The 23,805-nt window shown below is 44.4% G+C and carries 20 protein-coding genes; 9 read left to right on the top strand and 11 right to left on the bottom strand.

Annotated elements, in window-relative coordinates; all coding sequences use genetic code 11:
- The first annotated feature begins 149 nt into the window (after nt 1-149).
- Nucleotides 150-509, top strand: a complete 360-nt coding sequence (locus ACVA58_RS00835; RefSeq protein WP_446508581.1) for a hypothetical protein — start codon at nt 150-152, stop codon at nt 507-509.
- 1,169 nt (nt 510-1,678) lie between these two features.
- On the opposite strand, the gene ACVA58_RS00830 is transcribed toward ACVA58_RS00835, so the two are convergent.
- A complete protein-coding gene (locus ACVA58_RS00830; RefSeq protein ID WP_446508580.1) occupies nt 1,679-2,629 on the bottom strand; it encodes a LysR family transcriptional regulator in 951 nt (316 codons plus the stop codon).
- A 118-nt stretch (nt 2,630-2,747) separates the two neighbouring features.
- On the opposite strand from ACVA58_RS00830, the gene ACVA58_RS00825 reads away from it, so the two are divergent.
- From ACVA58_RS00825 to ACVA58_RS00810, 4 genes are all read left to right on the top strand, one after another.
- Nucleotides 2,748-3,683 carry a universal stress protein gene (locus ACVA58_RS00825; protein ID WP_446508579.1) on the top strand — a complete coding sequence of 312 codons (936 nt, stop codon included), beginning with the start codon at nt 2,748-2,750 and terminating at the stop codon, nt 3,681-3,683.
- A 24-nt stretch (nt 3,684-3,707) separates the two neighbouring features.
- Nucleotides 3,708-4,151, top strand: a complete 444-nt coding sequence (locus ACVA58_RS00820; RefSeq protein WP_446508578.1) for a phosphate-starvation-inducible PsiE family protein — start codon at nt 3,708-3,710, stop codon at nt 4,149-4,151.
- A gap of 230 nt (nt 4,152-4,381) precedes the next feature.
- Nucleotides 4,382-4,957 (top strand): type II secretion system protein, encoded by a 576-nt coding sequence (locus ACVA58_RS00815; protein WP_446508577.1) that lies wholly within the window; start codon nt 4,382-4,384, stop codon nt 4,955-4,957.
- A gap of 695 nt (nt 4,958-5,652) precedes the next feature.
- Nucleotides 5,653-5,874: a hypothetical protein gene (locus ACVA58_RS00810; protein ID WP_446508576.1), complete on the top strand. Its 222-nt coding sequence runs from the start codon at nt 5,653-5,655 to the stop codon at nt 5,872-5,874.
- A gap of 57 nt (nt 5,875-5,931) precedes the next feature.
- Here the strand turns inward: ACVA58_RS00810 and ACVA58_RS00805 are convergent, their stop codons facing one another.
- From ACVA58_RS00805 to ACVA58_RS00790, 4 genes are all read right to left on the bottom strand, one after another.
- Nucleotides 5,932-6,363, bottom strand: a complete 432-nt coding sequence (locus ACVA58_RS00805; RefSeq protein ID WP_446508575.1) for a hypothetical protein — start codon at nt 6,361-6,363, stop codon at nt 5,932-5,934.
- On the bottom strand, nt 6,342-7,088 hold the full coding sequence (locus ACVA58_RS00800; RefSeq protein ID WP_446508574.1) for a winged helix-turn-helix domain-containing protein: 747 nt from the start codon (nt 7,086-7,088) through the stop codon (nt 6,342-6,344). Before ACVA58_RS00800 ends, ACVA58_RS00805 begins: the two co-directional genes overlap by 22 nt.
- A 264-nt stretch (nt 7,089-7,352) precedes the next feature.
- Nucleotides 7,353-8,720, bottom strand: a complete 1,368-nt coding sequence (gene dcuC / locus ACVA58_RS00795) for an anaerobic C4-dicarboxylate transporter DcuC (protein ID WP_446508573.1) — start codon at nt 8,718-8,720, stop codon at nt 7,353-7,355.
- A 325-nt stretch (nt 8,721-9,045) separates the two neighbouring features.
- Nucleotides 9,046-9,915 (bottom strand): LysR family transcriptional regulator, encoded by an 870-nt coding sequence (locus tag ACVA58_RS00790; RefSeq protein WP_446508572.1) that lies wholly within the window; start codon nt 9,913-9,915, stop codon nt 9,046-9,048.
- 100 nt (nt 9,916-10,015) lie between these two features.
- Between ACVA58_RS00790 and ACVA58_RS00785 the strand changes: the two genes are divergently transcribed.
- On the top strand, nt 10,016-11,227 hold the full coding sequence (locus ACVA58_RS00785; RefSeq protein ID WP_446508571.1) for an MFS transporter: 1,212 nt from the start codon (nt 10,016-10,018) through the stop codon (nt 11,225-11,227).
- A 62-nt stretch (nt 11,228-11,289) separates the two neighbouring features.
- Here the strand turns inward: ACVA58_RS00785 and ACVA58_RS00780 are convergent, their stop codons facing one another.
- From ACVA58_RS00780 to ACVA58_RS00760, 5 genes are all read right to left on the bottom strand, one after another.
- Complete coding sequence (locus tag ACVA58_RS00780) at nt 11,290-13,179, bottom strand: methyl-accepting chemotaxis protein (protein ID WP_446508570.1); 1,890 nt, start codon at nt 13,177-13,179, stop codon at nt 11,290-11,292.
- A gap of 172 nt (nt 13,180-13,351) precedes the next feature.
- Nucleotides 13,352-14,563 carry an anaerobic glycerol-3-phosphate dehydrogenase subunit GlpC gene (gene glpC, locus ACVA58_RS00775; RefSeq protein WP_446508569.1) on the bottom strand — a complete coding sequence of 404 codons (1,212 nt, stop codon included), beginning with the start codon at nt 14,561-14,563 and terminating at the stop codon, nt 13,352-13,354.
- Nucleotides 14,560-15,903, bottom strand: coding sequence for a glycerol-3-phosphate dehydrogenase subunit GlpB (gene glpB, locus ACVA58_RS00770; RefSeq protein WP_446508568.1), 1,344 nt, complete (start codon nt 15,901-15,903; stop codon nt 14,560-14,562). Before glpB ends, glpC begins: the two co-directional genes overlap by 4 nt.
- Nucleotides 15,900-17,603 carry an anaerobic glycerol-3-phosphate dehydrogenase subunit A gene (gene glpA / locus ACVA58_RS00765; protein WP_446508567.1) on the bottom strand — a complete coding sequence of 568 codons (1,704 nt, stop codon included), beginning with the start codon at nt 17,601-17,603 and terminating at the stop codon, nt 15,900-15,902. Before glpA ends, glpB begins: the two co-directional genes overlap by 4 nt.
- 277 nt (nt 17,604-17,880) lie before the next feature.
- The gene (locus ACVA58_RS00760) at nt 17,881-19,053 is read right to left on the bottom strand and encodes a GGDEF domain-containing protein (protein ID WP_446508566.1); all 1,173 of its coding nucleotides are present in this window, start codon (nt 19,051-19,053) and stop codon (nt 17,881-17,883) included.
- 264 nt (nt 19,054-19,317) lie between these two features.
- Here ACVA58_RS00760 and ACVA58_RS00755 point away from each other — a divergent pair, with 264 nt between their 5' ends.
- Nucleotides 19,318-19,986 carry a hypothetical protein gene (locus ACVA58_RS00755; RefSeq protein WP_446508565.1) on the top strand — a complete coding sequence of 223 codons (669 nt, stop codon included), beginning with the start codon at nt 19,318-19,320 and terminating at the stop codon, nt 19,984-19,986.
- Between the two features lie 100 nt (nt 19,987-20,086).
- The gene (locus ACVA58_RS00750; RefSeq protein ID WP_446508564.1) at nt 20,087-20,275 is read left to right on the top strand and encodes a DUF4250 domain-containing protein; all 189 of its coding nucleotides are present in this window, start codon (nt 20,087-20,089) and stop codon (nt 20,273-20,275) included.
- A 53-nt stretch (nt 20,276-20,328) separates the two neighbouring features.
- Here the strand turns inward: ACVA58_RS00750 and metR are convergent, their stop codons facing one another.
- Nucleotides 20,329-21,240, bottom strand: coding sequence for an HTH-type transcriptional regulator MetR (metR, locus tag ACVA58_RS00745; protein ID WP_446508563.1), 912 nt, complete (start codon nt 21,238-21,240; stop codon nt 20,329-20,331).
- A gap of 226 nt (nt 21,241-21,466) precedes the next feature.
- Here metR and metE point away from each other — a divergent pair, with 226 nt between their 5' ends.
- Nucleotides 21,467-23,758 carry a 5-methyltetrahydropteroyltriglutamate--homocysteine S-methyltransferase gene (gene metE / locus ACVA58_RS00740; RefSeq protein ID WP_446508562.1) on the top strand — a complete coding sequence of 764 codons (2,292 nt, stop codon included), beginning with the start codon at nt 21,467-21,469 and terminating at the stop codon, nt 23,756-23,758.
- Nucleotides 23,759-23,805: the final 47 nt, after the last annotated feature.

Genomic DNA, 23,805 nt, shown 5'->3' with positions numbered 1-23,805 from the left:
ACTTCAAGTAACAAGGATTTTTCTGAACATGTTGAAATCAGCATCAATAATCAACCTTATATGTTCTGATACAATCTTTAATTATAATTTGTGCTCGTTTTAAAACTGATTTTATAGCATATCCATTCTATATAATTGGGATGTAATCTATGAATAACCAATTTTACACTGCTTTTATCACTAGTAGCTTATTATACACTTCTTTATCTTTAGCCTCTAAATCAATGTCTTTAGTGGAGGAGGATAAATATTATGCTATCGATAGGCACTCTAGTATTTCAAGCAATCAAAATAATCCTAAAATGGTTAAAATAAATATTAATAATCAAGGCTATCAAACGCTATCAGAGGACTGGCAGTTAAATATTCAGTATGGTAATGCATATACTATACGGGTCAATGACGTTGATGCTAGTCATAGTGAGATTGTAAGTTCAGTATTTGATCAAGAAGTAGAGAAAAAATTTGTTAATTGGGGTGAATGGGCAGAAGACAGTTTTTATTTTTAATGAAAATGATGATTGGCCGATGTGGTCATATTTTTACTTAGTTTTTTCAGTATGTTGGAGACTTGATCTAGTGTGTGGTTTTGATGGTATAGCGTATGATGACAAACTAAAGTTAAAAGCAGTACTTCATGATAGTTGGGGCGTAAGTGCTACAGGGGTTACTCATTTAAATCCAAATTTAGTATAACCTGGAAAATAAAAACGTACTTTAATTCTGTTTTCTTCTGGTAGTGTTGGTCTTCTGCAGTGGGGGCATGATAAGCAATTCCCTGATTCAATTGCTGTAACACTTGGTATTGGTGAGTTTCATTCTGTCAAGGGGACGTTCTCTCTTCCTGAGTGTAAAGGACTTTTTTGTTAGATTATACCAGGCTCAATATATAATCATTATATATATCAAATATACTATTTTAATATACAGTTTGTTTCGAACATTATAAGGGATTTTTTACTGTTAACATTGATTTTCACTTACCTAAGTGAATTTTAGAAAATAATATAATTTGGCTTTCGGAGTTATAACTTCAGGAGGATGAAACAAAAATTTGCTTTTCTATATTCATTTCTCTATAAATTTTCCATTGTGAGGTTGAATTTATAGATGCTCTTAATTAAAAATAAAGTGCTATTGCGGTATTATTTAAATTGTTTTTGTCTTGTTTTTCTAGTTTATGTTTCACTTTATTCTGTTAGTTGAATTATGAATTAATGCAATATAAAGGTAAGTATTATACCATGCGATAATCGAACATTATATAGAAAACATGATAAGCAAGTTACTCAAACATTAATAAAGCATGAAAAAAAGGGCTATCTTTCATTACGTTCAATAATTGAATCGCAAACATTCTTACCTAGAAAGTATGTTATCGAGCCTATGAAAAAGTACTTTATCTTTATTATACATAAATAAATTGTATGCATATTTAGCCAGGCTATTTACAACTCTTCCTCAAAATTAGGCATTGCTGGGCATACAGATGACCAACCTTTTTGATCATTTGTATCTTTTATTTATACCAACTAAACAGCGCCGGAGTCATATCCAGCGCTAGAGAGTAGTATAGGGCGTATAAAAGGAAAGCAGTTTACCACGTTCGCTGTGTATTACATCTTTTTTGCATAATCAGCAGTTGTAGCCTGGCTTTATAGGGAGAAAGGAGGTTGGGTTATCGGATGTTATCTAACGGAGAGGGGCTGTTTAGGCTTTCACCGAGTGTTGCTTTTTGGGTCGCATGGTGGATGAAGGCTTCACTAAGTGGTGTCTGGTGTTTTAAGGGGGCTTTTACTATGTGCCAATTGGTGACAATTGGGAAGTCAGCAATTGCTAGCCTGACTAGCTGTGAACTGGGTTCGTCCTCCAAAGCATATTCAGACAATATAGCTACCCCCATACCCGCGATTACACAGTGTTTAATCGCTTCGTTGCTCTCAATGACCAACTTTGGTTTGAACGGGAGGTTTCTTTTTGCGAAATGGGCATCTATGGCATAGCGTGTACCTGAGCCTGGCTCTCTCGATAGCCAAGGGTAGTTCAGTAGCTCTTTGGGCTCTATGTCCGATTGGCTAGCAAGTGGATGATCTTTGGGGGCGATGGGGTAGAGGCGATTTGGCAGAAACTGGATAGAATGTGTTTCCATTTGCGGTTCTAAATGGCTAAATAAGTAGATGTCATCCAACCCTTGGTGATATCGCTGCAGAATAGATTGCCTGTTACCCACTTTTAAAACGATATCGACCAATGGGTATGTGCGGCAAAAACTACCGAGTAAGTGTGGAATGAAATATTTTGCCGAGGTAACGACAGCGACTTTTAATGTCCCGGCTTTTATTTCATTGATATCGGCTAAATCGATTTCTAACCTGTCGATAGTCTCAAATAGTTCGTTGCAATATTTAGCTAATATATCAGCAGCTTGGGTGAAAACTATCTTTTTACCAATGACATGATAAAGAGGCATGCCGATTAACTCGGTGAGTTGACGCAGTTGAATAGACACCGTCGGCTGGGTCAAATTCAATGACTGAGCAGCGATGGTGATCGAGCCTAATTCGTACACGGCTAAAAAAACACGTAAGTTTCTAATATTGTTAATTCGAGACCGTAAGTTTTGTGTCATATATAGATAAAAACCTATGATAGCCATGTTTATTATTAATTATACTTTATACATTTAATCCTGCATATTTGTCTCCAAGCAAGAGTACAGTCTTTGTTCCTGCTATTACGGAGGCAATATGATTTTAAATCAGTTACTTATCCCAATCGCACCTGAACAAAAAATTGATGAGTCATTTCATCAAGCATTTAAGTTTGCTAATAACATATCGGCACAAGTGACTCTTCTTACGGTGATAGAAGACTTAGCTGAATTGAAGGAGATATCTCGATACTCATGTACGACCTTGGATGTTCTTGATAAAGCAACCAAAATATACCATGGGCTGCTTAAAGAGTGGGTCCAATCGCTGAAGAAAGAGTATTCAAATATTAAGTTCAAAACGAAAATCCGAATTGGGATACCGTTTATTGAAATCATTAAAGAAGCTAAAGATAGTCATGCAACCATGGTGTTCCTCGATACGCATAGAGAGGAGAAGCAAAAGGTTTGTCAGCGAGGTAGTACAACCTTACATATTATGCGTAAGTCTGAGATACCAATTTGGTCTATGAGTACTGATGTTCGACCAATTAGAAATATTGTTGCCGCATTAGACATCTCAAACCAAGACTACCATGACTTTAATGAGCAGATCCTTGCCTTGGCAGTGGAGGTTTGTTCTGTCACAGGCGCATCACTAACGCTTTGCCATGCATGGCGCCTTGATTCTGAAGGGTTTTTAAGGAAATGGAGTGCTTATGATGATCTGGATATCGCACTACTGTCTAAAAAGATGCGAGAGGAGAGATTAGATAGATTGAGATCGTTGCTTATGCCATATGAAAACACGCCGATTGGGACTTCAATTAAAGTACTCGAAGGGGAAACTCGGCATATACTGCCAAAATTTGTAAATAATGAAGGCATTGATTTAGTTGTGTTGGGGTCTTTATCTCGTACGGGTGTTGCTGGTTTTTTTATGGGTAATACGGCAGAGTCACTGCTTAACGAAATAAATTGTTCAGTTATTACACTCAAACCGGATGACTTTAAATCGCCAGTGTTGGGGTGATAAATGATCAACTAGGAGGTAGTGATGAAAATTGATAGCAATGACACTCTATCGGCAAAGTTACAAGTTGTCATTCATTGGTCAGTAAGAACTCTTTCTCTGATTATGGTTTTCGTCATTGTAATGGGGGTATTAGATGTTGCATGGATATTGTACCAGCGGCTTGTTAGTCCACCTCGGTATATTTTAACTATCTCTGACATGTTGGCTACATTTGGCGCTTTCATGGCCGTATTAATTGCAATCGAAATATTCATTAATATCACTATTTATCTCCGGGAGAATGTTATTCATGTGAAAATTGTCATGGCAACAGCTTTAATGGCAATCGCAAGGAAGGTGATTATTATTGATGTTGAAGAAATGGAAGTTGCTTATCTATATGGCATTGCTGCTGTTGTACTGAGTATGAGTGTCGGATATTGGTTAATTCATCAATTACCTAGGAAGAGTCATTTGGAGGAGTAGAATTCAAATGATGGATAAAATATGTACAAGTTAAGCGTGAATATTTAGTCATAAGTGGCGGATATATTTCAACCGGCTCAATAATGAAATGGCTGTGCGGTATCTAATAAAATTTGGTTGTATGCTAAATTCAAATAAAAATATGCTCATTAAAGTGATAAGGACATTGACTCATTGAGTGTTCGCCATTAAATTGACGCCATTAGAGTTAATACTCAATGGGTTTTATAATGAAAAAAAATGGATTTACATTGATAGAGTTAGTGGTCGTGATCGTCATCCTCGGTATTCTCGCCGTCACAGCTGCCCCTCGTTTCTTAAACTTGCAAGTCGATGCCCGTAACTCTGCGTTAGAAGGGCTAAAAGGCGCTGTGGAGTCTGGGCTAGAGATTGGTTATGGCAAAATGGCGATGGCAGGGCTAGAAAGTAGAGCCCATATTACAAACCTAAACTCAGCAGAAAATGATACTGGCAAGTATGTAGGGGAATCGATCCCGATTACTGGGTGTGAGTTAAACGAAAATAAACGTGATCGTTGCATTTTTAGATATGGTTACCCTGAGTCAAACTTTTACACGATTACCACCTTGGTTGATGGTATCAATAGAGACTATGAGCAGGAAAAAGACTGGGGTATCACGAAATTTGATGGCGATGGTGCATTAATTATTACGGATACAGTAAACCTTGATTACAGTGATACTACTCGAGTTCCGACGCTGAAAAATAATAGCTGTTATTTACGCTATCTTCATCCGAGCAGTAAAGATGAGAGTTACACATTAGACATTGTTGCCTGCCAATAGTTTTCGCTGTTTCAATGATGACAGCCGCTCTTTTAAAAGGGCGGCTGTTTGTATCGATATATACTTAACAGCCGGTATCAAGTACTTGGATTAGAAGTACACCGTTGCCAGCGATTGCCGCTTTGACAAATGTGATCCATGACGCCTTGTGAGATATTTGTCACATTGCTAGTCATGAGTTATTCTCAGTAACTCATTGAAAGCTAAAATGTTAGAAAAATTACAGCCGTTAACGTGGTTGCAGATGCTTGCTTTCATTGATAACCTGAATGGGTTAAAGCGTAATAATTTAGGATACTATGTACACGATTTTTTCGTTACTCAAATGGGTAGTCTTGATTTACTTGGTCAAGACTGGACGTATCCAGGAATCAACTTTTTTAAAATGGAAACAAATGACCTTGAATGCCATCACAATGATCGTGTTGCATTCAACTGTAGTCATCCATTTAGTTGAAGGGGTTGATTTACAGAGCAATGGAACTGGCGATGGGTATTACCTAAGAGAAACGTTTTCCGCATTACAGAATAAGGAGGCTTAGGCCTCCTTATTTTTTATATCATGTTAAATATCAATTATATGATTGATATAAAATATAAATTTTGAATTATCTTTCCCTCCGCTAAAAACTGCACACTGTTTTCCAACGAACCATACCTTGAAAGATATCGAGAAATTGTTGGAGAACTATTCCATGAGAAAATTGTTAGTTTTTGGCGGCCTAATGGCATCATTGAGCTTTTCTCCTATAGTGGTGGCCGACTTAGAAGATTGGCATGAAGAGCGTGTAGAGGAACGCAGGGAAGAACGTCGTGAAGAACGCCGCGAAGACAGGCGTGATGATCGACAAGAAGAACGCCGTGAAGAGAGAAAGGAGGAGCGGCGCGAAGAGTTTGTTGAAGAAGTACTGGATTAAGCGATATTGATAGCTGTAGAGCTACGCAATCGTGTAGCTCTACAGGTTGGAGGCATACTATTGAACCGGTTTCAGTTTATATAATTTGAGTTCGTATCCATTATAAAAGCTAGTGAGCAATCTGTTTTCTCCGGAGATCAAACGTACCGAACTAACGACGTTGGTGTTTTTATCAAGATTGTCTTTTAATATCGAATCATCAGCATTGGCATCAATTTGACGGATCACAATTCGACCGTCGATGTCTTTTTGGTAGTGGCTAAGGTACTTGACCTCAAATTTCTGATCTTGGCTGTCCTGTCCGTATACATTCATCTGGTTACCGTTTAATTCAACGTAGAAGCGCAAGCCATTCTCTGTCGTTGTATACCACATCCCTTCATGCTGATTGAATGTTGGCTGTAACCTTTCTTTTGCTGTGATCAAGGCAGCAGAAAGAATCAGTATAGTAATGAAGAAATGAATGATTACTGTTTTATTTTTGAACATACTAGATTCTCGTCACAGCCATAGAGTGTTTCTTTTACCTTGTCGATATATTGGAAGGTATTTTGCTCAACTACATCTTCAAGTATTTCGATTTCATTGTCATCAGGGATGAACAGAACAGTTGTGTCACCCATGGTATATGCCGTATCGGTAGGAAGTAACCAATGCAACATGGCCACAATGATCAAGCTGATACACAAAGCAGACAGGTAAAAGCGGATAGACTTGAGGTGAGCGAACGAGTTTTCGTTTTGTTGTGCATCACTATTTGGTATTGCTTGGCTCGAGTTTTCATCTGCTGATGTATCAACGGATGAAATTGTAGGTTGTCCAGAGAGAGGTGTATCAGCCGGAGAATCTTGAATACCTGAAGAGTTAGGCTCTGCGTCGTGATATTCAGGTTCGATTGTTAATTTATATCCTCGTTTCGGTACTGTCACAATGTAGGCTTTACCCAAATCAAACAATTTCGATCTAAGGCCGTTAACTGTCTGGTTGATCGTGAAGTCAGAGGCGTAAGTTCCCGCCCAGATCGTTTCTGCCAATTCTTTCCGCAGGGTGACTTCAGGGTAGTTCTGGCAAAGGATTTTAAGTAGATCCATTTCCTTGATGCGGAGCTTGTTGAGCGCACCGGTTTGAGAGTGCTTGATCGTTAGCTCATTGACAGAGACTTCCAACGTCTGCAACGAGATATAGGGCGAGCTAGGTTGCTGGTTATTTTGCATATTTTTGAGTAATTGTAGTGAATCAAAAGGTCATCAGGCTCTAACCAATATAGAGCAAAAGCGAGGGCCTACCGTTAGTTTTCTGTCAATAACGGCCAGATCTTAAGCAAATAATTACAAGTATACTACGCATTTTTAGGCTGGATAAAATGGGGTGATGAGCTCGGTGTTTACATTCGCTTTATCTATGCAACTGATAATGAAAAATCCCGGCATGACGTTCGCCATACCGGGATTTTATTTGATCATACAAAGTGTTCTAAATTAGCTATACATTGGGACCAACACAACGGTACCGATAATAACAGTCAGTAAGCCAAATAGGACAGGTACTGAAGTACGTTTAACTACTTCGAATGGGCTTACATTACCCATACCAGATGTTGCAACGATTACGCCTGATACCGGAGAAATCGTACGACCTAGGTTAGACGCTTGTAGCATCGGGATAATAAGGAAAGCAGGGCTTAGGCCCATTTTGCCCGCTAGTGCTGGCGCTAGTTCAACAAATGCGTAGAACGGTGCGTTACCAGAACCCGTTGCAATAGCAGCCGCAACCGTCAGGCCAGTCAGTAGCAACATTAGCGCGAAGCCGCCGGCACCGGCTGCTTCAGCAAGGCCGATAAGGTTGTCGATGGCACCAATAGACATTAGGCCCTGTGCAAATACACCTGCCGCAACAAGAAGCATTACAACGCCTTTGAATGCGTCAGCCATACCTTGGTAGCACGCTTCTAGATCTTCCAGTGTTTCTTTACCTTTGAAGCGCTTAGTGACGAAATCAACAATAGCGCCGATAAAGATGGACATGACTACGATGGTGTAGATATCCAGTGTTAAGCCTGGAATCGTTTCACCGTTGAAAGCAAATACGCCAATGATTGGTAGGAATGGCAAGATAGCGTAGTAAGCTGGCGCTTTGACTTCGATTTCAGAAATATCGACTTTTTCCATGACGATATTTTCTTTCTTATCCAAGTACTTGTTCCAGAAGAACGCCGCAGCTGCCATGACGATAATGGCGCAGATAGATACAGGAAGTACAGTTTCAACCGCAAATACGTGCAGTGGTAGACCTGATTTTTCTGCTGCAACAATTACGTCACCCGATGTTGGCGACAGAATGATCGCCGCTGGCGATGCACAGATAGCAACCGCTGCAGGACGGGAGATACCCATAGCGGTCATCATTGGGAATAGGGTGGCCATCAATAGTACACCCAGACCTGTTGCTGAACTTACAGCCAGCGACATCAAACAAGCAACGATGTAAGCCGCTACGAGTAGGATATAAGGTGATTTAATCACAGAAAGTGGTTTAGAGAATTGTTTTACCACCACGTTGTTGGCGCCAATGTGCGTCATGTAGGACGCAAAGCCACAAAGCAGCATGATCTGCATACCTAGGCCGCCACCACGGTACTGCAGCATGTATTTTACATACTCTAATGAATCGGTGACGAAGTTACCGGTAGCCTGAATCTTCTCAGGCAGTACGTTATATCCCAAAACGCCGGTAATGAGCAGCAACAGTAAACCTGCTGTTAGTAGAACGCCCGCAGGTTTGTATCCTTTAATAATGAAATAGCCAACAGCAACCGTAACTGCCAAGCCAATCAATAGCTCCAACATGGAAAAAATCCTCTTAAACCACAAAATTAAGAAATAATGTGTCAATTGATTAAATTTACTTACACATTATTTGCACTAAATTTACCTAAAAAGTGGTGGAGGAACGACAATAATTGGAGCAGTTTATGATCTGAAACAGAATTTAAAGTAATGTGTTAATATTGCGCTACAAACATGAAAAGCTGCTCGGTATCAATTGTTTGAATGAGGTTAATGATTATATTGTGCTTGTCTTTTAAGCGCCTTTGCTTAAACACAGAGAATGTATTGCTTATGCTTGTTAATAACTGATTTACCGTGTTACAGAATGTAAATTTAATTACATTTAGCGATTGTTTTTTACATACTCCATGAAGGCTTTATCGGCGACGGATAAATAACCGTCTTTTCGCCATGCAATGGCAATATTCAAAATCACAGGCTGTTCGAATGGGATAGGAACTAAACCGGACTCATTTTCTGTAACCATATCCAGCAATGCCGTAACCGCAAAATCATTGCGGACAATCTTTAAGATCATTGGCAGCAAGTTAGTTTCGAAAGCGATGTTGGGCTCGAAGCTATTTTCCTGGCAAATCCTATCGATGTATTCGCGGTGAAAATAGCCCGGCTTGAACATCACAAGGTCCTGTTCAAAGAATGTCTTGAAGTCGATTACATCGAGAGTGGCTAAGTCATTTTCTGGGTGAACGGCAGCGACCATGTGGGTGGTGAGTAGGTGCTCTGTAGCGAGCCTGTCGGGTATGTGATCGCAGTGGATAATGCCTAAGTCGAGTTCTTTTTCCAGCAGCATTTGCCGGATGGTCTCAGTACCTGCTTCGACAATGGTCAATTTGAGTTCAGGGTATTGGCTTTTAAAGCCCATCAAAATATCAGGTAAATAGTACGATCCCAGCGAGCTTGGCACTCCGAGTTTGACTTCCCCTTTGGTTAGCCCTTTCAATTCTTCCATCGCAATAGTAGCGTCGTGGACACTTTGTAAGATCAAGCGCGCATGACGCAGTAATACTTCGCCTTCCGGCGTGAGGGAGACACGGCGCTCGTTGCGATCGAACAGGACGATACCGAGCTGATCTTCAAACTTTTTAATGGCGATGCTCAGCGCCGGTTGGGCAATATGAAGCTTAGCTGCTGCCCGGGTAAAATTGGCCGTCTCGGCCAACGTAACGAAGTAATTGAGTTGGCGAATATCCATATGCTATATCATTCCTTTATAGCTTCTATAGTTTTAATATATTTTCACTATTCCTATTGAATTGCTACGGTTGGATCAGATTTCTTTGCTGATAACCGACATGATAGACATTCAAACGACCGAGTATCGAAGAGCCAGTTTCGCCTTGTGTTTAGGCTCTTTTCTGATTTTCTGCAATTTGTACTTATTCCAGCCAATGCTGCCTTTAATGGCAGAGAATTTCGCCGTTTCAGCCACCAAAGTGAATTGGCTGGTGGCTGCGGCTACCTTGGCGCTGGCAGTCACCCTTGTTCCTTGGGCGGTGTGGTCTGAACGCATTGGTCGACGACCGGTGATGTTAATCAGCCTGACTTTATTGCCAATCATTGGTTTTCTGATGCTGACTGCAGAGAGCTTGCTCATGCTCAGCTTGAGCCGGGCATTGATGGGGGCTGCGCTGGCAGGGTTTGCTGCCGTGGCCGTGGCTTATATGGCCGAGGAGTTTACATCGAGGGCATTAATGCTGGCGGTGGGCGGCTATATCAGTGCCAATTCGTTGGGCGGTATTGTTGGTAGGATCTCCGGCGGCTTTCTATCCGAGCGTTATGGCTGGCAAGGTGCGGTTATTTGCATGGCGATTTTCAGCCTTGTGGTTGCCATTGCTATCTATTTTCTTTTACCTGAGCAACGAAATTTCAAGCCAGCAAAAGGGCAGTTGCGGCAACAAAGCTACAGCGTATTGGTTCACCTTCGTACACCAGAGTTGTGGCAAGCGATGATGATTGGTGGTGTGAACTTTGCGTTATTCGTTAATCTGTATTCTGTTATGGGGTTCCGGTTAGTCGCTGAACCGTATTTTGTCCCGGTCAGTTGGGCATCGATGATATTCCTGTGTTACCTCAGCGGTACGATATCAGCAAAATTGAGTGGGCGCTGGACCCAGCGTTTTTCGGCAGTCCTTGGCATGGTACTGGGTACGTGTATCAGTGCGATGGGGATGTGGGTCGCATGGTACGAGTCTGTTTACGCTATGGTACTAGGGTTGTTACTGATCAGTTCTGGCTCTTTTTTTACGCATTCCTTGGCTTATGGCTGGGTCAGCCAAAGGGCCACAACGGCGAAGGCGACAGCAACGGCTTTGTATTTGGTGCACTACTACGCTGGCGGGAGTCTAGGCGGTTTCTATTTGATTGGCTGCTGGCAGTATTTCGGTTGGACCGGGGTTATAGCTGGGGGCTCTGTCTTATATATAGTGATGGGGGGGCTGTGCTACCGGCTATACGCCAGAATAATAGGGAGTTCAGCCACTGCTTTGCCATCTGAACCCCGCTAATTTTTACAACGCTTCGATAGATATCCCCAAGCACCTTGACGTTACATGGGTATACGAAGATATCACTTGTATTTGAACTGACTGACCACGGTATCGAGTTGGTCGGCCATATTGGCAACGTCTTGGCTGCTAGTGCTGGTTTGGCTGACTGCCGCTGCGGTATGGGTTGCCAGCTCAGCAATCCGGTGGATGTTTTGATCGATTTCTGCCGACACCGCCGCTTGTTGCTCGGATGCTGAGGCAATCTGCAGGCTTCTGTCTGAAATATCGGTAATAGCCGCCACAATTAAATCTGCGGATTCTTTTGCCTGCTTGGTGTGCGCCACAGTATCGCTTGCCAATGTTTGGCTGTGTTGCATAGCAGACACGCTTTGGCTAACTGTTTCGAGTAAGTGCTCGATAGTTTGCTCGATTTCTTGTGTCGAACTATGGGTACGCTGTGCCAGCTGACGGACCTCGTCAGCGACGACGGCAAATCCGCGGCCTTGTTCGCCTGCTCGAGCTGCTTCAATCGCGGCGTTGAGGGCGAGTAGGTTGGTTTGATCGGTAATATCTCTGATTACCGATGTCACTTTGTTGATATTTTGGCTTTGAGTCTGAAGGGTCAAAATGTGGTTTTGGGCTGTCTTTATTTCATTGGCTAGTGTATCGATAGACACAGCGGCTTGCTGGCTGATTTCCAAACTTCTTACCGCATTATCCTGCCCGTTACGTGCCGCGGTGGCAGTGTCGTTGATATTACTGGCTATTTCACTACTGGTAGCCAGCAATTCATTGACGGATGTTGCAACATTGGCTGATTCACCTTGCTGCTGCTCTGCATTGGCCAGGCTGCCCGAGGCTGCAGATTTTGACTCATTGGCGGCTCGAGATAGCTGCTGGGAAATATCGGCAATATTATTGATGATGGCTTGGAGCTTGCTGGTGAAAAGATCAAATGAACGGCTCAATTGTGCCAGTTCATCATCACCTTGGTCATTCATCCTCACGGTTAAATCGCCGTTCCCCTCTGCGATGTCCTGCATCATGTCGTTGACCGCTTTTAGACGATGGCTGATGGTGCGGCTTATCACAAACAGAACCAGCGTCATGATCAGGGTTATCGCACCACCACCAATAAGTAGAATAGTTTTTTCCTGTGACTGCATGGTATCAATGCTGTGGGTGATCGATTGTTCTAATTGGTTGATCTGGCTTTCAACAAGCTGCACATTGACTCTGAGCTTGCCATATAACCCATCAGAGTATTTAAGCCCAATGTCAGTATAGCCTTGGACAAGTTCATCAAACATCATTTGATAAATAGTCAAGCTTCGCCTCAACGCTCGTTGTTGTGATGAGGTCAGTTCGCTAGTGGTTAACGTTGATAAAAAGGAATCTAGATTGTTGTTAAAGGCTGCTACATGGTTGAGATCTTTGGTGATCAGGAAATCTTTTTCATTTCGGCGCAGGGTCAGTAATAACCGGTAGAGTTTTTCGTCGTTGCTGGTGAGAAGTAACTCTTCGGTATCGTTAGCGGCTGAGCGGATGTTGCCTCGTAAGCCTTCCGAAGGGGTTAGGCCTAACAGAATCGTTTGATCGGCAATGATGTTGAATTGGTTAGCGTAGCTGTTAAGCGATACCATTACTTGCTCAAATTCAGCGTTGTTGGCGTCGCTATACTGGGCTAATGTTTCTTTTATTTTTTTTAACCGTGCGTTTAGCTCAATTTGCTTGTGATTGAATTTTTCAACATAGTCAGCATCAAGACGGGTAAGGAAGTCCTTTTCATGACGACGCAAGGTGAGTAGGTCGGTATTGCTATGAGCCGTTTCTTGGGCAGCAAGCTGGAGGTTATCCAACTTCATAAATGAAAGACTTTCAAAAATACCAAACGCCACCATTGCACTAATCAAGAATAGGCTGGTGAGATAGAGCTTAGCTTTAATCGTCCTGAACAAATGGGGCTGCATTTCACTCTCCCTGTTATTGCCAATAACTACCGAGGCCTGTCAGTAAAAGCAGACATACAAGTCTGCTTTGCTGTCTATAACTATAGGATCAGAAATGAAAAAATCCCGAAAATTGCGTTAACTGTGGGGAACAGGCAAATTTCGGGACCGAGGGTTATGTTGACGCTTATTCTTATGCTAAGGCCATGGCCAATAGTGATACTGGGTGAATGGTCTCTAGACTGGTATTTTCTTCAATCTGCCATTTACAGGTTTCACAGTCCGTAATAGCAAAGTCGGCTTTAGAACGTTTGATTTGATTGAACAAATTACTGCCTATGGCCATAGATGTGTCATAGTTTTCGGTTTTGAAGCCATAGGTTCCAGCTAGACCACAGCACTGACTGTCAAGCACTTCAACCTCAAGGCCTGGGATCATTTTCAGCAATTCGATGGTGTACAAACTACCGCCGGTTTTTTCTAGGTGGCATGGAGTGTGGTAGACCACTTTCTTATTGATTGGCTTCATCTTCGGTGCACGCCCGTTCATGAACTCTTTTAGCAAGAAGCGGGTAACGTACTCAATTTTATTCGCTACCTTGCTATTATCGACTTTCAATACGTTTGGATACTCTTCCTTTAGGGTGAAAGAGCAAGTCGATGACGTGGAGAGAATTGGGGCGTCATGCTTTTCGACTGCCGCGGAAAAGTTCTGAATGTTCAGCTTGGCATTCTTTTTTGCTTTGTCGAAAAAGCCATTAGCGATAAGAGGAACGCCGCAGCATTTCTCCTTGTCCATCAGTTGTACACCGATACTCATCGCATTCATCACGCTAACAAAGTCTTTACCCAACTGCGGGTGGTTGTAATTGACAAAGCAACCGTGGAAATAATGTACTTGTTTAGGGTATAGAGCCTGGCTGGTGCAATTTTGTTTGTACCAGCGGCGGAACGTGCCGTGAGAATATTTTGGCAAGCTCTTGTGATCGTGCACCCCAATGGTCTTGTGCATGATCTTCTTAACCGGTTTTAGCCCAGTAATGGTATTGACGATCGGTGCAAATGGCGTGGCGGCCGAGCCCATCAAGTCGGTATGGCTGAGTACAAAGTCACGGATGGTTTTGATATTCATCGGCAACTTGGCGTGTTCATCACGGGCAACGGCAATCATATCACCGATTTTAACGCCCGACGGACAGGCTGTTTCACAACGCTTACAGTTAGTACATAGCTTTAGTGTTTCATCATAAAAGTCAGGGCTTTTGATCCGCAGGCGTTCACCGTCAGGCCCACATTGTTTAGGGCCTGGATATTCTGGATTAGCCTTGGCAACCGGGCAATAGACAGTACAGACTGTGCATTTGATGCATTGGTCGAAACTGGTGTCTTTTTGAAGAAGGCTCATGCGGTAGTCCTTTCTTGTTTTGGCTGTGTATCTTTTGGGTGTTGTTGTTGGTGCTGATGTGCGTTGATCATCTGTTGGGCGACATAGTAGCCGGTTGAAATGGCTACACCTGAGCCCGAACCTTCCTGTACCGGATCATAATGGGCCAAAATGGCACCGGCGCAATACAGGTTGTTGATCACCTTATTGTTGATTGACGGGTTCAGTTGGTTATTACAGTCAATCCCCATTTTCATGAACGGATGGCTTTGCGGGGTGAAAAACTGTGGTTGATACCAATGATCACGATGGGTACTGCCGGCCATGTCCAAGCCAAAAATGGGCTCGTGGACTTCATGACGCTGAGCAGATAAACCCTTGCTGAAGAAACTGCCGCTTGCAAGCAGGTAATGATCTGCAATCAATGGGATATCTTCATGGTTGCGGGTAAATATCTTCACCAAGCGCTGATTGTCGAATTCGCCGTTGAGTGCTTCATCGCCTGCCAGTATCAACCCACCTAAACGTTTGTAGTGAGACTTCATCGCCTCTTCAAGGCGGATCCCCAGCAGTGACGGCGGCATGGTTGGCAGTTCACAAATTTTGAAACCGGTGAGACCTTCAAGCAGTTTAATGGTTGCTGCACCGTCGCCATTGCCAAAGACGGCTGGCAGTACGACGAGGTCGGCTTTGCCTACCTGCTGTATCATGGATTTGGCAAAGGCGTGCAGTTTGGTTTCATCACGCAGAACCCGTGAAATATCGATTGAGCGGAATTCACATGGATTGCGCTGCATGTTGTCAAAATCAGGCAGTTCGACGGCCGCTGTTTTGATGTTGACCCCTTCGAAAGCGCTGAGCTTTGACAAGTTATCCGCAGCCAGTTGAGGCTGGAAATCACGGAAGCCATCAACGGTGACCAAGGCGATCTCTGTGAACCCTTCAGCTAATCTGTCTTGCGGGAATTGGTGTACGGTTTGTTGTGATAGCCATGTAGAACGAAAGGTCCCCATTGGGGTGACTCGGTAATGGTTCTTTTCATCTGCTTGTGCGGTTAAGTAAACCCCACAGCTAGCCATTACATCCTGATACCAGTTGATAGCTTCGCGACATTGCAGTTCACCCAGCTTGCTGTATGGGTGTGAAGGGCACTGATCTTTTAGGTCGTTAAATGATGAGAACGGTGCGCTAACCTGCTCACCATTTGGTAAGCGACTGAGAACATCCACTGAGCCTGAAGAGAAGTGCAGGGCGCTTTGTCCGGCTGCAATCACTGCGGTTTTCATTCCCGCTTCAGCACAGCGAATCGCGCAGCTCAGGCCTGCGACACCGCCGCCGATGATAATACTATCAAATTTCATTGTGTTACCTCGTCAGCAGGCTTTGAGTGAGTCGTTGTCGGTACAGCTTGTCCGCTTGTTTGGAGTGGGAGTTCGGTGTTTTTTGCTTGTTGCTCAGGGAGATCGCTGACGCCGAAAAGTCCTTCGTAGATCCAATAGGTGAATTCGCCTTCACGTAACGCATCGCCCCAGAAAACGGGCTTGATCCCTTTCCAGCGTTCTTCAAGAAACTCTTCCAGTAAATGGCTCGCTTCCGTGCCTGAGGTTTTACCAAATTCAGAGAACAGCCCTGCTGCGCGGTAGGAACAAAGTTCACCTTGGCAAGGACCCATACCAATACGGGTGCGGCGACGAAGATCGACGAGGTTATGGACGTCCAGATCTTTAATGGCATATTCCACTTCGCCACAGGTCACCATTTCACACTCACAGATCACCGCTTGGCTTTTCTTGTCGTTACCGAGGAACTTCTCTGCTCGTTCGCCATGGCGATAGAAAGCGGATTGGTAAACGGGCTTGGCAAGACTGGCTGTCGCCTGTTTTTTCGGTTTTGTCTGCTCGGAACCAGGTAATGGCTTTTCGTGAGTAATACACGGTGCGGTATTGCCCAGTTTTTTCGCGACTAGGTCAGTCGTCCACTCGGCCATCATTCGGTAGGTCATCAGCTTGCCGCCGGTAATCGTGACAAAGCCGTCTAGGCCGTCACGCTCGGCGTGATCAAGTAGTACGATACCGCGGCTAATATTTCGACCGCTGGTATCGCCATCGACCGCAACCAAGGGTCTGACACCGGCGTAGGCACGTAATACACGTGTATTAGCCATGATAGGCGCCAGCTTGGTGCCTTCTTCCAACAAGATATCGATTTCTTTGCTGCTAACATGAAGATCATCAATCTTGTCGTAATCGATCCGCTCGGATGTGGTGCCGATCAGTGAAATGGTATCGCCGGGAACAAGAATATCGGCATCGGAAGGCTTACGACAGCGGTTGATCACCAAGTTGTTAATCCGATAATCAAGGATCAATAGTGATCCTTTGGCTGGGAACATCTTGATGGATAGATCGCCATATTCACAAATTTGCTGTCCCCAAATACCCGCTGCATTAATCACTTGCTTGGCGCGGATTTCGAATGACTTCCCGGTTTTCATATCCAGGCAATACACCCCACGAACTGTCGCTCCGTCTCTGATCAATCCGGTGACATGCGTGTGATTAAATAAGCGAGCACCATGCTCGACAGCGTCCAAGACATTTGAAGCCGATAGACGGAATGGATCTAAGGTGCCATCAGGGACTTTCACGGCTCCAATCATTGCAGGGTTGCAGTTTGGTTCAAGACGAAGTGCGTCTTTGGGGGACAGTTGTTCAACATCGATGTCTGCTGTCTGACAAGATGAAATAAAGGTTTTTTGAAAATCGAGATCATCATCTGGCAGAGAGATAAACAGCCCTTGAGTGTCTTCTACACAATGGCGGGCAATGTTTTTCAGGATACGGTTTTCCTGTATACACTCTTTGGCCGATTCCTGATCGGTAACGGCATACCTTGCACCGGAGTGGAGGAGGCCATGGTTTCTTCCTGTTGTCCCTGATGCAAGATCATCTTTTTCAACGAGGATGCATGGGATTCCGCGCAAGGCACAGTCACGCATAATACCAGTACCGGTTGCGCCGCCGCCAATGATCACAACATCTGTTTCAAACCAACTATTCATGTTCGTTTTCGCTTATTGTTTTGGTCCGTGGATCAGGAAATGGGAAATTCCTTCTACTTTATACCTTGTAATATGCCACTTTTTATAAGGGTAATACTTGATCGGCTACACAATTATGAGCGTTCGCGCATTCGAATGCGCTCAAATGTGGTTGTTTGATTAAAAAAGGAACACCTTTACAGAAAGGAAGTCACTTGCAGTGCTGGATAGGCCGTAAATCAGTGAAGATGTGGATAAACGAAAGCGGATATATATCCCGTTTTTGGGGACCGATTAGCTAGGCGATGGCTTTTCGCCTTTCGCTGAGGTTGGGAAGGTAGTCGATAGGATGGAAACGGAAGCAGTCTCGACCTGCGTCTTTGCAGTCATAGAGCGCTCTGTCGGCCCGTTCGATGAGTGATGATAGTGAGTCACTGTCACTATAGTTGGCTATCCCAATGCTGGTGGTAAATGAGATGGCGGTGTTATCAATACCGGTCGCTACTTCCAAGGCGCGAATGCGCGATAGCATTCGTTCAGCAATATGTTCGGTATCGCTAGCAGTACAGTTGGGTAAAAAAAGAATAAACTCTTCGCCGCCGAAACGACCGAAAAGGTCAGTTTTGCGAATACGCTCTTGCATGAAGTTGGCAAATTCCTTCAATACCTTATCGCCAACTCCGTGTCCCCAGGCATCGTTAATCCGCTTGAAGCGGTCAATATCGAACAACATCACTGAGAAAGGTTGTCTTTTTTGTACACAGGCGACCAAGTGTTTATCGGCGAGCTGCAATAGCATCCTTCGGTTATAGATACCGGTAAGGGGATCTAGCGTGGCTTGGCGGTAAAGTCGCATAAGCATGTGCAGCTTTGACAATTGAGACCAAATGACCATCAGTGCCAAGACGTTTTGTAGCCAATAACTGGCAATATTCTCTGGGCTCATCAGACGGCCTGCCAGATAATCGACTAAAAGCTGTGTCAGAGCAGTAACAGCCAGCATACCAAGGCTTTCTTTCAGCGTGACAGGAAGAATGGTCAAAATAGCGACATGGATAATAGGCAACAGGGTATAGCCATAGATAAAGCCGCTATATACCGTTGGGAAATTAAGAACCCAAGAGGTATACAGGTAGAACAGATTAATACTGGCAACCATTAAGCCCATATACCATTGAGCACGCTGAAGGGTAGTATGCCGATGGTTCTGCCATGCAAGGGAGAGAAGCAATCCGCCTAATAGCAGTCGGGCGCAGGCGATTGGGAGAGTATACGTTTGATCTAGAAACAATAAGTCAAATGGTAACCATAAGATCACCAAGCCCCCCCATACTGAAGACAGCATAGTGATTCGACTGCGAAGGTAGCCACTGCGGGTATTTTTAAAACTGGTGGAATGGGCGCTGGCGCTCCAAAGATCAGGGATGTAAAGCTTGAGCTTTTTCAGTAGTGAGTGCAATGAAGACATCATAATAGCGTTTGCCCTTGCTAATTCCCGTTAGTCACAGATCTAAACCGCTATCGATTCTTGGTTGCTATAAGTTGTCATTATGCCATGGTGGCACTTGCTATTCAGTGATGTTGATCCAAAAAATAAGGCGATTGTGCCTAGTCGAGCTAACAAATCCAGTGACATAAAAAAGCCGCTTAGTGACTTTGGTTTTTTCATTGTTGGTATCGAACCGGGTAATTGCTATCATCCCCGCACTTTGTTTTGCCTTATCAAGATTATCCTATGAACACAGCTTTAATTTATCTGATCCCAGCTTTGCTCGGCGCCCAGCTGGTGTTAACACTGGTACTCACCAAGGGAGATATTTGTCCGGGGCAGCGGGGAAGGGTACATAAAACCCTACCTGTATTGCTTGTAGGGTGGTTGGTGGTTGCACTATTCCAGCCATATGCGTTTTTACCACTAGCGGCTTTGGGGTATTTCACTCTTAAGGTCAAGACGGGCAAAACACGTGATGCAGGCCCCCTAAACGTTTTCTATGTGGCTAATGTCCTGGCTTTCTTCGTATGGTTTTCAATGCTACTTACCCTGACATTGCCCGTGGCAGTGATGAGCTTGGTAAGTGTTGCGCTGTTTGGCTCATTACTCGCGCACCTTCTCCTCACCCAAGCTAGAACGCGTCTTCAGGCTTTCCACCGGCTGTTGCCTTTTGCTGGTTTTGTCAGCGCGATGGTGAGCGTGCTTTGTCTGTTATGGCTTGCTTACCAGTTCGATGAAAGCCAATTGGCCTTGCTAACAACCAACATTGTGGCGTCACTGGTCTTGCTGGTTGCAGGCCTATTGGTGTGGTCAATGCACTTATTGACAGGAAAAACTGTCAATCGTTGGCAGTTAGTGATTGCGGCGGGAATTTTAGTTCTGTCTGTCAACATGCAGGTGGCATTGATTTAAGCTGCGACACTATTATCGAAATGTGAGGCGGCGCTTTTTCTTTCCGCCTCATTCTGTCTATGCTTATTCATGAGTAAATACTTACCGAGGGGCAGGCAGTATGGAGATTAGTAACCTTTTGAACATGGATGGCAACATCGTTCTCGGTATCGTGAATGAGCGATTACGCCTTGAGTGTTCGACGGTCGAAGAGTTGGTCAGCCGATATGAACTCGACTTCAATGAGCTGAACCAAAAAATGGAATCGTTAGGTTATCACTACGATCCTATCAATAATCAATTCAAGTAATAATAATCCCTTCTGATTATCTTACCGGCTGCATTTTTGGCGTAAATGGCCTTTTATGCAGCCTTGATCCCTTCTAAGTGAGTTTGGCACTGCTGTTTTGCTGTCGCAAAAAACGCCGATAAATAATGCCTTTCACGCTCTTGAGCCCTTATTGCTGCAAACAAACGTCGCCAAAGACCATCACCTAATGGTTTGCTGACAATAAGTCCTTGACGAGCAAAATCAAATACCGCCCAGTTAGGTAGTGCTGCAACACCTAAGCCCGCTGACACCATTTGGATCAGCATGAGAGTATTGTCTGCTTGCTTCCAATTGGCGGGCTCTACACCAGCGGGTTGCATGAAATGCTTCACGACATCCAGCCTGTTTCGCTGAACGGGATAGCTGAGCATGGTTTCATGGGCTAAATCTTCTGGGGAGATAATGTCTTTAGATGCCAATGGAGATTGAGGGGCAACGATCAAGCGCATTTCAAAATCAAACAGAGGTTCGAAGTGAATTTCACTGCGAGCTTGGATGTCTGAAGTAATGACGAGATCCAGCTCACCAGCACCGAGTGCAGGTAAAGGCTCGAAGCCAAAGCCGGATGAAAAATCCAATGTCACATTAGGCCAATGATGTTGGTATTCTTTCAATGCTGGCATTAGCCATTGGAAGCATGAGTGACATTCGATAGCCATATGGAGTCGGCCATTGGTATCTTCTTTGAGGCTGGCAAGTTCATGCTCAGCCTGGGCAAGGCGAGGGAAGAGGTCATCGGCTAGCCGTAGTAAAATATCACCCTCTGCAGTGAATTTTACCGGGCGGGTTTTGCGCAGGAAAAGCTGGCTGCCCAGCCGTTGCTCCAAATCTTTCAGCTGGTGAGACAGGGCTGATTGCGTTAGGCACAACGTGTTGGCGGTTGCTGTCAGTGAACCGGTATCCCGTAATACAGTGAGTGTTCTTAAGTGCTTAATCTCAATCAAATCTTTTCCTCTACCATTTTGTGGCCATGCTTTCCTTAACATGCTGGTTTTACTGTATCTGTAAAACATGGCGGTGTAAACATCTAGACGTCTAAATAGGGTTTTAAGCATAGCTTGTCATATGAATTTTATTCAAGATAAACATTAGTGATAAGAAATTGCTCATGCTCAGAGGCTAGGTCATTGTGATGACAACAACGACAAAGAATGCAGGGACGGAACAGCAATGACGGTAAAAACAACAACACATATTTTGGGTTACCCGCGTATTGGCAGCCAGCGTGAGCTGAAGTTTGCCCAAGAAAAATACTGGCGAGGTGAAATTTCACAAGCTGAACTGAAGGAAGTGGGGAGTTTGCTGCGCCACCGCCATTGGGGAGAGCAATCAGGAGCGGGGCTGGATGTCGTCACTGTCGGTGATTTTGCTTGGTACGATCATGTATTGGGCACCAGTATGTTGCTGGGTCATTTACCCAAGCGTCACCGTAACGGTTTCCCTGACCTAGATACCTTGTTTCGTGTCGCTAGAGGTAAAGCACCAACAGGGTGTGCGTGTGCAGCATCCGATATGACCAAGTGGTTTAACACTAACTATCACTACATTGTGCCGGAATTTAGCGCCGATGATGAATTCACTGTTAGCTGGCCGCAACTGTTTGAGGAAATCGCCGAGGCAAAAAAAGCAGGCCACAAGGTGAAACCTGTGCTGTTGGGGCCGATCTCTTACTTATGGCTTGGCAAGGAAAAAGAATCGGATTTCGATAGGCTGTCTTTACTGCCAAGACTACTGGCGGCTTATCAGCAAATCCTTAATAAATTAGCGGCACTAGGCGTTGAGTGGGTACAAATTGATGAGCCGTCCCTAGCATTAGAGCTACCAACAGAGTGGGCTGACGCATTCAACATTGCTTACCAAGTACTGCATGGTGCACCTAAGCTGTTACTGACCGCGTATTTTGACAATATTACTCATCAACTGGATACCATCACCAAACTCAAAGTTGATGGTTTGCATGTGGACATCTCAGCGGCTCCTGAGCAGCTGGATGAAGTGGTAGATCGTTTACCTGAGCATTGGGTGCTATCCGCAGGTGTCGTCAATGGGCGTAATGTATGGCGTGCTGATCTGAGCGCGCTGTTGGAGTGCCTTAAACCTGTCAAAGCGAAACTAGGAGAGCGACTGTGGTTAGCCTCGTCGTGTTCACTTCTTCACAGTCCAATGGACTTGGACTTAGAAACGGATGTGGACCCAGAAATACGACAGTGGTTAGCCTTTGCCAAGCAAAAGTGTCGTGAACTAACCCTGTTGGCCCAAGCTATTGATGGCAACGAAATCGCCATTGAAGAGTGTGCCCACTACAGTGCTCCGATCAAAGCCCGCGCAACCAGCTCTTTGGTAAATAATGAACAGGTGCGTCAACGCAGCGCAACAATCACGGATGCATTGGCAGAGCGAAAGCAGCCTTATGAAGAGCGTGCCCGTCAGCAGCGTCAATCTTTGGGATTACCTTTGCTGCCGACAACAACCATTGGCTCATTTCCGCAAACCAATGAAATCAGAGCCCAGCGCCGAGATTTCAAAGCTGGTCGCCTGAATGAACAAGATTATATCGCGGCGATGAAGGGCCATATAGGTGATGCGATTGAGCGCCAGAACAAGCTAGACCTTGACGTATTGGTGCATGGCGAAGCAGAACGTAATGACATGGTAGAATATTTTGCAGAGCTGCTTGAAGGCTTTGCTGCTACCCGCTTTGGCTGGGTGCAGAGTTATGGTTCGCGGTGCGTAAAACCTGCCGTTATTGTCTCTGATATTTATCGCTCGGCACCAATGACGGTTGCTTGGGCGCAATATGCCCAGTCGTTAACGGACAAGCCTGTGAAGGGGATGCTTACCGGTCCTGTGACGATTTTGGGGTGGACGTTCCCACGTGAAGATCTTAGCCGTGAAGTCATCGCCAATCAGATAGCACTGGCATTACGGGATGAAGTGGAAGATTTGCAAGACAAGGGAATTAAGATCATCCAGATTGATGAGCCAGCCATTCGCGAGGGGATGCCGATCAAAGCCAGCCAATGGCAAGCGTACTTAGATTGGGCGGTGAAAGCGTTCAAGATATCAGCGGCCAGTGCCGAGCCCAAAACACAGATTCATACCCATATGTGCTATAGCGAGTTCAACGATATGATTGAATCCGTGGCTGCGCTGGATGCTGATGTGATCACCATTGAGACATCTCGTTCTGATATGGAGTTGCTTAAAGCTTTTGAAGAATTTGACTATCCCAATGAGATCGGTCCGGGTGTATATGATATCCACTCACCGAATATCCCAACAGTTGAACAGGTTATTGATTTGGTCGAAAAGGCTGAAGCGCAAATTCCGGCTGAAAGGTTATGGATCAACCCTGATTGCGGACTAAAAACAAGAAGTTGGGAAGAAACAGAGGCAGCCCTGACGAACATGGTTGAAGCGGCGAAAACACTACGTGAGCAGTATAAAGCGAAAGTAGTGTAGAAATAATGCCAACTCGTGATATTTGATAAGTGTAAAGCCCTGGAGGG

It is taken from the genome of Photobacterium sp. DNB22_13_2, assembly GCF_052873915.1.
Note: the sequence above shows the minus strand (reverse complement) of the source record. Positions and strands in the feature narration are given on the sequence as shown.